The 11,894-nt window shown below is 62.7% G+C and carries 9 protein-coding genes; all 9 read right to left on the bottom strand.

Annotation, left to right across the window (positions count from 1 at the left end; translation table 11 throughout):
* Positions 1–174: 174 nt before the first annotated feature.
* The 9 genes from AC1D1X_RS05990 to AC1D1X_RS06030 all read right to left on the bottom strand — a co-directional run bounded on the left by AC1D1X_RS05990 (position 175) and on the right by AC1D1X_RS06030 (position 11,562).
* The gene (locus tag AC1D1X_RS05990) at positions 175–1,425 is read right to left on the bottom strand and encodes a BaiN/RdsA family NAD(P)/FAD-dependent oxidoreductase (protein ID WP_477671568.1); all 1,251 of its coding nucleotides are present in this window, start codon (positions 1,423–1,425) and stop codon (positions 175–177) included.
* 70 nt (positions 1,426–1,495) lie between these two features.
* Positions 1,496–2,620 (bottom strand): sterol desaturase family protein, encoded by a 1,125-nt coding sequence (locus tag AC1D1X_RS05995; protein WP_477671569.1) that lies wholly within the window; start codon positions 2,618–2,620, stop codon positions 1,496–1,498.
* A 103-nt stretch (positions 2,621–2,723) separates the two neighbouring features.
* Positions 2,724–3,716: a hypothetical protein gene (locus tag AC1D1X_RS06000; protein WP_477671570.1), complete on the bottom strand. Its 993-nt coding sequence runs from the start codon at positions 3,714–3,716 to the stop codon at positions 2,724–2,726.
* 81 nt (positions 3,717–3,797) lie between these two features.
* Entirely contained in the window at positions 3,798–4,565 is a 768-nt protein-coding gene (gene cobA / locus AC1D1X_RS06005; RefSeq protein WP_477671571.1) for a uroporphyrinogen-III C-methyltransferase, read from the bottom strand.
* On the bottom strand, positions 4,562–5,491 hold the full coding sequence (gene ybiB / locus AC1D1X_RS06010) for a DNA-binding protein YbiB (protein ID WP_477671572.1): 930 nt from the start codon (positions 5,489–5,491) through the stop codon (positions 4,562–4,564). Before ybiB ends, cobA begins: the two co-directional genes overlap by 4 nt.
* A gap of 43 nt (positions 5,492–5,534) precedes the next feature.
* Positions 5,535–8,423, bottom strand: coding sequence for a nitrate reductase (locus AC1D1X_RS06015; RefSeq protein ID WP_477697972.1), 2,889 nt, complete (start codon positions 8,421–8,423; stop codon positions 5,535–5,537).
* Between the two features lie 41 nt (positions 8,424–8,464).
* Positions 8,465–8,887 carry a nitrite reductase small subunit NirD gene (gene nirD / locus AC1D1X_RS06020; protein ID WP_477671574.1) on the bottom strand — a complete coding sequence of 141 codons (423 nt, stop codon included), beginning with the start codon at positions 8,885–8,887 and terminating at the stop codon, positions 8,465–8,467.
* Between the two features lie 37 nt (positions 8,888–8,924).
* Positions 8,925–11,360, bottom strand: a complete 2,436-nt coding sequence (gene nirB, locus AC1D1X_RS06025) for a nitrite reductase large subunit NirB (RefSeq protein ID WP_477671575.1) — start codon at positions 11,358–11,360, stop codon at positions 8,925–8,927.
* 52 nt (positions 11,361–11,412) lie between these two features.
* A complete protein-coding gene (locus tag AC1D1X_RS06030; RefSeq protein ID WP_477671576.1) occupies positions 11,413–11,562 on the bottom strand; it encodes a hypothetical protein in 150 nt (49 codons plus the stop codon).
* Positions 11,563–11,894: the final 332 nt, after the last annotated feature.

An 11,894-nucleotide genomic window follows, 5' to 3' on the forward strand; every position in this document is an offset into this window, starting at 1 on the left:
CCCCCACGGTCGTTCACTTCGTGTAACTCCCTGCCCCCCGAGGGGGCCGCCCGCCTGTGGCCCGGCAAAGCCGGTTCCACGGCTCATGCTGGTAGGGGAGGGGTCCGGGCCCTCGCTTCGCTGGGGCCCTTTATTTTCCGGTGTTTCCGTTGGAAATTGGGGATTTTGTTTGGCTCAGTCGGCCGCTCTTGCGGCCAAGGCCTGCGCGCAGGCGTAGGCGCTGGCCCAGGCCCACTGAAAGTTGTAACCGCCCAGCCAGCCGGTGACGTCGACGACTTCTCCGATGAAATAGAGGCCTGGCTGCTTCGATTCCAGGGTCTGGGAGGATAAATCGCGGGTGTCTACGCCGCCAACGGTGACTTCGGCCTTTTTGTAGCCTTCGGAGCCGTTGGGGGTGAGTTCCCAGTCGGCCAGGCGTTGCGCAAGGGCCAGCAAGGCCTTGTCGGTGGCTTCGCTGATGGGGCGCTGCAGGGCAGGGTCCCGGCTGACCCATGCGTCGGCCAGGCGGCTGGGCACCAGGGTGGCGAGTTCGTTGGCGATCAGTTTTTTGGAGGTGGCCTTGGCGCGCAGCAGCAGGGCCGGAAGGTCCACGCCGGGTGCCAGGTTGATGCGGATGGGCTGGCCTTCGCGCCAGAAGCTGGAGATTTGCAGGACTGCCGGACCGCTCAGGCCGCGGTGGGTGAACAACAGGTCTTCCGAAAACACGACAGCCTTTTTGCGTTGTTTGGGCGTCGCATCCGCCGGGCTGGTTTCAATCAGCACCGGCAGCGCCAGGCCGGCCAGCTGGGCATAGGGTGCCCAGCCTTCGCCGTCGAAGGTCAGCGGCACCAGCGCGGCGCGCGGCTCCACCAGCCGCAGGCCGAATTGTTTGGCGATGCGGTAGCCGAAATCGGTGGCACCAATCTTCGGGATCGACAGGCCGCCGGTGGCGATGACCACTTGCGGCGCTTCGACCGGCCCGCGATCRCTCTCAATTTGATAGCTGCTTGCGCCATTTCCATAAGGGCTGGAGCCGTATTTGATGCTTTTTATGGTGCAGGGTTGCCAGCGCGTGACATGCCCGGCGTCGCACTCGGCCAGCAGCATGTTGATGACGTCTTCGGCCGAACGATCGCAAAACAGCTGGCCCTTGTGCTTCTCGTGAAACGGAATGTTGTGACGCTGCAGCAACTCGATGAAATCCTGCGGGGTGTAGCGCGACAGGGCCGAACGGCAGAAGTGCGGGTTCTCGCTCAGGAAGTTGGCGGGCGTGGCGTCGCGGTTGGTGAAGTTGCAGCGGCCGCCGCCCGAGATGCGGATCTTCTCGGCCACCTTCTCACTATGGTCGACCAGCAGCACCTTCAGGCCCCGCTGCCCGGCCTGGGCAGCGCAGAACAGGCCGGCTGCACCCGCGCCGATCACGATCACATCGAATTGATGTGTCAAATCAGCCTCTGGGCCAATATGGATGAGCGCAAGCAGCTATAAAAACCATAGCAAATCATGATGAGAAACTTCAGCCCTTCCAGGTAAACGGAAACTTCAGCTGCTTCAAAAAGCCGTTCGGCACGTAGTCGCCCAGCACGCCGTAGCGCTCCGGCCAGAGCCTGGTGCTTTTAACGGCCGTGCCGAAGAGATAGTCGATGAAAGCGTAGTGCGCCGAGTAATTGCGGTCCAGTGCTTCCTGGTCCTGGCTGTGGTGCCAGTGGTGGAAGTTGGGTGTGACGATGACGTAGCGCAGCGGGCCCAAGCGCACGCTCACGTTGGCATGGTTAAAGACCGCCTGGAAACCGACGATCACGATGTAGGCGTCGATCACTTCCTTGGAAAAGCCCAGCACGTAGATGGGTGCCAGGATGAGCGTGCGGGTGATCAAGAGCTCCAGGATGTGCTGGCGCGAGCCGGCGAGCCAGTCCATGCTTTTGGCGCTGTGGTGCACGGCGTGCAGGCGCCACAGAATCGGCACCTCGTGGTAGGCGCGGTGGGTCCAGTACTGCACCAGGTCGGCCACCAGAACGATCAGCAACACGCCACCCCAGAAGGGCAGGCCCTGCACCCAGCCGCGTATGCCGTCGTTGGCAGCCCAGCCGAAGAACTTGTGCACCAGCAAGTTGGTTGCCAGCAACACAAAGCCCACGATCATGTGGTTGACGATGAAGTGGTGAAAGTCGGTTTGCCATTCGGCGCGAAACACCGGCTGCTCTTTGCGCAGCGCAAACAGCTTTTCAATGAAGATGAAGATCAGCGAGGAGCCCAGCAGGTCAAGGATGAACCAGTCCAGGCCGATGTAAGGCGTGTTGTCGGCGAAGTCGTTCACCGGCACCTTGTGCCCACCCAGCAGCGCGGTGGCCACCACCAGCAAAAAGGCGGCACCGGCCAGCCAGCGCGAGCGGTTGAAGATGATGTTGACCAGCGAGATGCCGCCGGCAATCACCAGCGAGGTGAACATCACGATGCGGATCACGTCGACGTTGTAGCTCTTGCGCAGTTCCGGTGTGGTGAGGTATTCGGGGAAGTGAAAGGCCAGCACACCCAGGAAGCACAGCACACCCAGGCTGAGGGCGACCACTCCGCTCATGAGGCCCTTGCCGCGGCGCAGCTCGCCGTGGCTTTCCGTCAATTCATTGAGTTTTTCAAGCATCGCGCCGTTCCCTCTGCTGTTGTTTTGATGTCGGGAGTGTAGCTGTGGGATGAGAGCGCCGTGCAGCGCTTGCCCCGCCTGCACGGCCTCTGGGGGCCGGAGCTTATTGCTTGACGATGACCGGCTGGATCGTGAACACGTTGGGGTTCTTCGGCTCCACGGTGATGCGCACCCAGTGGATCAGCGGGCTGCCGAAAGTTTGCAGGCGGGTGAGGTTGGCCAGCAGCTTGCTGGGGCTGTAGAGGGGCTTGTCGACCTTGAAGAAGTGCGTGTCGCCGTGCACCAGCAACACCTGGCCGGAGAACTGCTCTGTTTCGGCGATGACGCTGCTGATGAAGTTGCGGTATCCGCTGACGCCCGGCGCCTGGCTCTCGTCCCTGTCTTCGGTTTCCGGCAGGTCAAAGCCGGGGTCGGCCTGGATCACCAGCACCAGGCCGCGCGCCTTGCTGGCCTTGGCCTGGGCGAAGGCTTCCTGCAGCCAGCGCACGTTGGCCGCGTCGCGCTCCAGGTATTCGGTGTTGGAGGCTTCGCACTGCGCGGCGGTGCGCGCGCTTTTTTGCGTGCAGTCCTTTTCGTCCAGTATTTTGTTGTTGTTGCTGCCCGGCACATTGAGCGTGGCAAAAATGATGCCGCGATGCGCAAAGCGCGTGTTCTCCACAAACTTCTCGCCCAGGGGGGCCTGGTGAACCAGCGGCAGGGTGCGCTTGCCCAGACTGCGGGTGGTCGGGAACATGGTTTTGCGCAGGTGGGTCAGGCGTTCCAGGGTGTCATAGCCGCCGTTGTTCAGGCGGTGGCAGTCCGTCCATTCGTTGTCGCCGGGTACGTAGATGACGGGCTTGTTCAGCTCGCCGAACATGGTGAGCGCTGCCGCATAGATGTCGTCGGTGCACTTGGAGCTGCCGTCCTTGATGTCGCCGTCGTAAATCGAGAAGGCGATGTCCGACTGGTTGATGCTTTTGAGTAGCGCGGGAATCTTGGGATCGTCGCCGGCTTTTTGGTAGGGCATATCACCCCACAGGCCGAATGAAAAACTTTGCGCTTGCGCAGAGGCCATGCTGAGCGCCAGCAGCGCGACGGCCAGAAAACGGAGGGACATGAATGCTCCAGTCGAAAGACCGGGAGCTTAGGCACAGCGCATGACAGCGGTGTGACGCGTGTTTAGATCGTAAACAGGCGCTTAGGCCACGCGGACTGCGTCAGGATGCGCGGCGGCGAGCGCTATACCGCTGATCACGTCACCCACCACGATGACGGAGGGGCTGACCAGGCCGGCTTCGCGGATGGCGCCGGCCAGCGCGCCCAGCGTGGTGGTGATGTGGCGCTGCGTGGGCAGCGAGGCGCTCTGGATCACGGCCACCGGCGTAGCGGCGGGCAGGCCCGAAAGCAGCTCGTCCTGGATGCGCTCGGAGCCGCTGACGCCCATATAAATCACCAGTGTGAGGCGTGCGCTGTGCGCGGTGGCGGCCAGGGCCTTCCAGTCGGTGCCGGTGTCGCCGGGTTTGGCATGCCCGGTGACAAACACCACGCCATGCGCGTGCTCGCGGTGCGTGAGCGGCACGCCCAGCGAAGTGACGGCGGCCAGGCCGGCGGTGATGCCGTTGATGATTTCCACTTCAATGCCCGCGGCGCGCAGGTGTTCAACTTCTTCGCCGCCACGGCCGAAGATGAATGGGTCGCCGCCCTTGAGCCGCACGACCTCTTCGCCTTCGCGCGCGGCCATCAGCATGAGCTTTTCAATAAAGGCCTGCGGCGTGGACTTGCAGCCGCCGCGCTTGCCCACATACACGACGCGGGCCTCGGGCCGCGCAAACGCCACAATCTCGTCGCTGACGAGGTCGTCCACCAGCAGCACGGTGGCGCGCTGGATGGCTTTCAGTGCCTTGAGGGTCAGCAGTTCCGGATCGCCGGGGCCTGCGCCTACCAAAGTGACTTTTCCGTTGTTCATGATGTCGTGATGTGAGGCTGCTTGATTTGAGGGAGCAAGTGCAAGATATGTTCCACCTGACGGGCGATCGAAGGCGGCACAGGCAGGTCGCCTGCGAGCACGGCGCGAATGTAGTCCGCTGTGGCGGCTGCGTCCACTGTTTTGGGAAAGTCGGGAATGGAGGCCAGCGTGCCGGGCTGTGTCTCTTGCAGCAGTGAGCGCTGCCCGCCGACGAAGGCTTCCATCTGCGGCATGCGGCGCGCATCGGCCACCACTTCGCCTTCGGTGCCGCGCAGCAGCAGCGCATTGGCGCCTGTCAGCTCAAAGGTTTGCGCCATCGACACCGCGTATTCCGGGTGTGTGTAGCTGCTGACGACCAGGCTTTTGCCCAGGCAGGGCGTCATGATCTTGACCAGGCTGTGTGCCGGGTTGCGCAGGCCGACCGCGCGGCGCACGTCCAGCAGGCGTTTCAGCGCCGGCAGCAGCAGCTCGGTCGGGGCAAACACCACCTCGCCATTTGCTATCTTTTTAATAGCTGCTTGCGCAGGTATATCTAGGGCCAGGAGCACTTCTGATGCAAAAACCCGGCTCGATTCGGTGGGTGTGCCGTGGATAAGCACTGGAACGCCCTCACGCGCCAGCAGCAGCGCCAGCAGCGGCGTAAGCACCGGCAACTTGCGCGCGCCGTTGTAACTGGGCAGCACCACGGTGGGGCTGTCGCTGACGGGCAGGTGATTGAGGCGCTGGTGCAGCGCATCGAGGAAACCCGCCATCTCTTCGGGCGTTTCACCCTTGATGCGCATGGCCAGGCAAAAGCCGCCAATTTCGAGATCGGTCACCGTGCCGTCCAGCACCTGGCCCATCAGGTCGGTGGCTTGCTCGCGCGACAAAGCGCGGGCGCCATCCTTGCCGCGACCGATTTCCTTGATGTATTGGCTAATGCCCATAAAGGTGATTGTCCGCTAACGCAGATAACTTTTCGTTATGAACTTAAGCCACTTGCCGGATGGGGATCACGGTACGGGGTGCTGAAGGTGGAGCGTCGTTGCGCGACGACCGCACCCGGCGCTTGAGTTCCGGCACGCACGAACCACAGTTGGTGCCGCACTTGAGCGTGGACTGCAGGGACGCCAGCCGCTCTTCGTCGGTGCCCAGGTGGCCGGCCCCGCCGCCGCCGGTTGCCAGTAGCGACAGGTGTTCGTCAATGGCCATGTCGCTGACGTTAAAGCAGGTGCACACCGGCTTGCCGCGCGACTGCACCGCCACCGGTGGCCTGGCGCCGGGCAGCAACAACAGGCGGCCGTAGGACTGCGCGGCCAGCTCGTCCTGCAGCAGGGTTTTGATCCAGGCCTGGGCGCTGGTATCTCCCGCCAGCACAAAGCCTGCGAGGTGGGCGTCGCCTCCGTTGCGCACCAGGCGCATGGTGCGTCGCTGGCCTTTTTTGCGGTCGGCGTAGCGCAGCACATCGGCCGCATCCAACCCGAGGATGCGTTCCAGCGCGGCCAGTGTTTCGTCAGGCGGCGCCTCATGGCTGGCCGCGCGAAACAGCACGCCGGTGCGTTCGAGGCTGCGGTCGGCCAGCGGTGTGTTGTTGGAAAACGGTACGCAGCTGGTGAAGGGAAATTGCGCCATCAGCGGCTTGAGCTGCTCACGCGCCGCCAGCGCATCGCCCTCGGGCAGCCAGGCCATCGCCAGCAGCGTCCACGGCATTTCGGCTTTCAGGATCTTCACCGCAGCGTGCTTGAGTTCGGGTTGTTTGGAGCTGGGGCAATAAGCCGAGGTGGTGAGCGCATTGACACCCGCCAGCGGTGTGCCGCCGGTCGACTGGCCGCTCAAATACTCTTCGCCCCAATGCATGGCGATAAAGGCCTGGCTCACCGCCACCTCGGGTGAGGCCTGCAGCGGCACCACGATGGAGCCGCGCTTGGATGTCACATGCACCAGATCGCCGTCTTTCAAGAGGCGCCGCGCCATGTCCTGCACATTCATTTGCACGCAGGGCTCGGCCACGTGGCCGAACAGGCGCCCCAGCGTGCCGGTGCGGCTCATGCCGTGCCACTGGTCGCGCAGCCGTCCGGTGGTCAGGGAAAACGGATAACGTGATTCGCGTGGTTCGGCCACCGGCTTGTAGACGGTGTTGACAAAGCGGGCCTTGCCATCGGTGGTGGGGAAGATGCCGTCTTCATACAGCCGCACTTTGCCGGCCGTATCGCCCGGCTTGAAGGGCCACTGCTGCGGCCCATCGTCCAGAAGGGCGTAGCTCAAGCCGGTGATGTCGAGGTCGCGGCCGCGGGTGGATTCGCGGTGTTCGTTCCAGATGGTTTCCGCGCCGGTGGCTTCATCGGTGAGTGAATAAGGGAAGAGGGTAGTGCCGCTTGCCGTGCGGCCGGGCAGCAGCTTCTCAAGCCGCTGGGCAAAGTCCACCGCAATCGACCAGTCATGCCGCGTTTGCCCCGGCGCAGCCACGGCCGGCCGCACGCGGCTGATGCGGCGTTCGCTATTGGTCACCGTGCCGATTTTTTCGCCCCAGGTCGTGGCCGGCAGCAGCAGGTCGGCGTAGTCGCAGCTCGACGTGGTGGAAAAGGCCTCCTGCACGATCACCAGTTCGGCGCGCTCCATCGCGCGGCGCACCGTGGCCTGGTCGGGCATGGACTGAGCCGGGTTGGTGCAGGCAATCCACAGTGCCTTGATCTCGCCGTCCGCCGCGGCCTGGAACATTTCAACAGCTGTCTTGCCCGGTGTCTCAGGCACAGAGGGGATGCCCCACAGCGCAGCAACTTCGGCGCGGTGATCGGGGTTGGCCAGGTCGCGGTGCGCGCTCAGCAGGTTGGCCAGGCCGCCCACTTCGCGCCCGCCCATGGCATTGGGCTGCCCCGTCAATGAAAAGGGGCCGGCGCCCGGTTTGCCGATCTGGCCTGTGGCCAGGTGGAGGTTGATGAGTGCGGCATTCTTGGCGGTGCCGCTGCTGGACTGGTTCAGGCCCTGGCAGTACAGGCTCAGCGTGGTGGCCGAAGTGGCGAAGAGTTTCGCGGCAGCCAGCAGGTCTTCTTTTTTGATGCCGCAGGTCTCGGCCACCAGGTCGGGCGTGTAGTCGCGCACCGTGGCCTTGAGCGCGTCAAAGCCCGTGGTGTGCGCCGCAATGTAGGCCGCGTCAACCCAGCCTTCCCACAGCATGATGTGCAGCATGCCGTTAAAGAGCGACACATCGGTGCCCGGCTGTATACCCAGGTAGAGGTCGGCGATCTCGGCCGTGTCGGTACGGCGCGGGTCGCAAAAAATGATTTTCATCGCCGGGTTGGCCGCCTTGGCGTCTTCAATGCGGCGAAACAGAATCGGGTGCGCATAGGCGGTGTTGCTGCCGACAATGAAAATGCACTGTGCGTGGTTCACGTCGTCGTAGCAGGCAGGCGGTGCGTCTGCGCCCAGCGTTTGTTTGTAACCCGCCACCGCGCTGCTCATGCACAGGCGCGAGTTGGTGTCGAYGTTGTTGGTGCCGATCAAACCCTTGGCCAGCTTGTTGAAGACGTAATAGTCTTCCGTCAGCAATTGGCCTGAAATGTAAAAACCGACCGCATCGGGCCCATGCTCGCGGATGATCTGCGCAAAGCTTTCGCTGGCAAAGCCGAGCGCGTTGTCCCAGGACACCGGCTTGGGCGCTTCATGCCGATGTTCGCGCCGCATCGGCTGCAGCAAGCGCGTCTGTCGCGTAACGGCCGCCGTCGCGGTCAGCGCCAGCGTTGAGCCCTTGGTGCACAGCCGCCCGAAATTGGCCGGGTGATCCGGGTCACCGCGTACCCCGGTGATTTCGTCGCCTTGCGACTCAATAATCACTCCACAGCCGACACCGCAATACGGGCAAGTTGATCGGGTATCAGTCATGAATGTTCAGGGAGCCTTCGTGTTTATTCCGGTGATGCGGTTTATGCCGTGTGAGGCGCCTGCACGCTGAAGCTCTCATCACCCAATGCGCCACTGGTTGCACCCGGGCCGGCGCGGGGGGGGTGCAAATCCAGCGCCAGCGTGTCCAGCTCGACAGCGTCGAGGAAGACCTGGCCTGTTTCCACCTTGCAGGTGAATTTGGGCGTGCAGCCTTCGTCGGGCTGCTTGGCGCAGCCGTCCGCCAGGCCGATGGTCCAGTTGTGCAGGGGGCAGGCCACGCTGGTGCCGAACACGATGCCCTGCGACAGCGGGCCGCCCTTGTGCGGGCAGCGGTCCAGCAGCGCAAACACCTGGTCCTGGTCATTGCGGAACACGGCCACGTCAATACCTTTGGCGCGTGAGACACGTCGCGAGCCGAGCACCGGGATGTCGGTGACCAGGCAGATTTTTTTCCATTCAGACATAGTGATCTCTCAATTCAGGCTTAAGACGGGCAGCCGGTCAGGCGGGCGTGAGTTTTTCGAACTGACGGGCGTCTACCGACGCTTCCTTCAGGTCGAACCAGGGGTCCGGTTCACCGTCCAGCGCAAACTGCAGTTGCTCCCACAGGGCTTTGCGGCCTTCGTGGTCTTCCAGGATTTTTTTCTTCACATAGTCCAGGCCGACGCGGTTGACGTAGTGCACCGTGCGCTCCAGGTACCAGCCTTCCTGGCGGTAGAGCTCGCAGAAGGCGCCGGTGTATTCGAGCACCTCGGCGGCCGTCTTGAGCTTGGTGAAGAAGTGGGCCACTTCCGTCTTGATGCCGCCGTTGCCGGCGATGTACATCTCCCAGCCCGAATCGACACCGATGATGCCGACGTCCTTGATGCCGGATTCGGCGCAGTTGCGCGGGCAGCCGCTCACGGCAAACTTGACCTTGTGCGGTGCATACATGCGCCACATGGCGCGCTCCAGGTCCTTGCCCATTTGCGTGCTGTCTTGTGTGCCCATGCGGCACCATTCGCTGCCCACGCAGGTTTTGACTGTGCGCAGGGCTTTGGCGTAGGCGTGGCCGGAAGGCATGCCGATGTCTTTCCAGACGTTCTGCAGGTCTTCCTTCTTGACGCCCAGCAAGTCGATACGCTGCCCGCCGGTGACCTTGACGGTCGGGATCTTGTATTTATCGACCGCGTCGGCGATGCGGCGCAGCTCACTCGCCGTGGTCTCGCCACCCCACATGCGCGGGATGACGCTGTAGGTGCCGTCTTTCTGGATGTTGGCGTGGCTGCGTTCGTTGATGAAGCGGCTTTGCGGATCGTCCTTGGCCTGTTTTGGCCAGGTGCTGATCAGGTAGTAGTTGACGGCAGGGCGGCAGGTGGCGCAGCCGTTGGGCGTCTTCCAGTCCATGAACTTGAAGGTGTCAGAGATGCTGAGCAGCTTGTTGGCGCGGATGGCGTCACGCACCGCCTGGTGGCCGTGGTCGGTACAGGCGCACATGGCCTTGAGCTTGGGCGTGGCCGAGTAGTCGCCGCCGGCGGTGAACATGAGGATCTGTTCGACCAGCCCGGTGCAGGAGCCGCACGATGCGCTGGCTTTGGTGTGCTTGCGTACTTCATCGAGCGTGAACAGGCCCTTTTCCTTGATGGCCTTGCAGATCGTGCCCTTGTTGACGCCGTTGCAGCCGCAGACTTCGGCGTCGTCGGCCATCAGTGCGGCCTTGTTCTGGCCTTCGTGGCCTGCGTCGCCGAGGTTGGACTCTCCGAAAATCAGCTTGTCGCGGATGTCGGCCACACTGCGGCCATCACGCAGCAGCTTGAAGTAGTAGCTGCCGTCCACGGTGTCGCCGTAAAGGCAGGCGCCGATGAGTTTGTCGTCCTTGATGACGAGTTTTTTGTAGACGCCGCCAAAGGGGTCACTCATCACGATTTCTTCAGCGCCGCTGCCACCCATGAATTCACCGGCGCTGAAGAGGTCGATGCCGGTGACCTTCAGCTTGGTGGACGTGAGCGAGCCGGAATAGCGGCCTATGCCGAACTGCGCCAGGTGGTTGGCTGCAACCTTGGCCTGTTCGAACAGCGGGGCCACGAGGCCATAGGCAATGCCGCGGTGGGCTGCGCATTCGCCGACCGAGTAGATGCGCGCATCGGTGACGGTCTGCATGGTGTCGTTGACCACGATGCCCTTGTTGCAGTGCAGGCGCATGGATTCCGCGAGCTGTGTGTTCGGCCGGATGCCGACCGCCATGACCACGAGGTCAGTGGCCACTTCCGTGCCATCCTTGAATTTGATCGAGGTCACGCGGCCGTCTTCACCACCCACCAGTTCCTGCGTCTGCGCGCCGATCATGAACTTGAGGCCGCGGTCTTCCAGGGATTTTTGCAGCAGCTTGCCCGCCACGTCGTCAAGCTGGCGCTCCATCAGCCAGGGCATGACGTGCACCACGGTGACTTCCATGCCGCGCAGCATCAGGCCGTTGGCCGCTTCCAGGCCCAGCAGGCCGCCGCCGATGACCACCGCTTTTTTGTACTTCTGGGCTGTGGCGATCATCTCGTTGGTGTCGGCGATGTCGCGGTAGGCAATCACGCCCTTGAGGTCTTTGCCGGGCACGGGCAGGATGAAGGGGTTGGAGCCGGTGCACATCAGCAGGCGGTCGTATTCCTCTTCGGTGCCGTCTTCGGCGCGGACCACGCGCTTGATGCGGTCCACTTCAACCACTTTTTTGCCGGCATGCAGCGTAATGTGGTTGTCCTTGTACCAGTCCCAGCTGTTCAGCACGATTTCGTCGAGCGTCTGCTCACCGGCCAGCACGGGGCTGAGCAGGATGCGGTTGTAGTTGGGATGGGGCTCGGCGCCGAAGACTGTAATGTCGTAGAGGTCGGGGGCGACCTTGAGCAGCTCCTCAAGGGTGCGAACGCCGGCCATGCCATTGCCGACCATCACCAGTTTTGATTTTTTCATGGGGCTACTCCAGATTGATTCGATGTCATTTTCAAGGTCCAATGTGCAAGCGTCATGCCACGGCGAACGCGGCAGCAGATGGGCAACGGGCGGGCTGGGCGCGGTGAATGGCCTCGGCGCCGGGATAAGGCGCAGCAACGCAGCGGTAGTTCGCCAACACCAGCGGATCTGTCTGATTTGTCAAAAATTGAGTGGAAATCATGATGCTCTCTCCCGGAAAAACAGGGATCCGGGCTGTCAACCCGGTATGAGGCACACCATTACGCACGTCGTTGTGCGCAGAACCCGCAGTGCATTCGCTAAGGTTGGGCGCGTCGTTACGCCCGCTGCAAATGACGCAAGACTTGTGCCATATCATTGGGATTCGCAGCTTTCCCGGCACCGGCGTGGCGGTGGCATGGCCTGCGACTTGCGAACTGTGTCGCTGTTCCCCGCTTAACCTCTTGATTTGTATGACCTCCGCATTGGTAAACCTGAACGGCCCTGGTGGCGCACATCCCCTGGTTTCAGACCTGGAGGCAGCTGGTATCCAGG

This window comes from Polaromonas sp. P1_G4 (genome assembly GCF_056405475.1).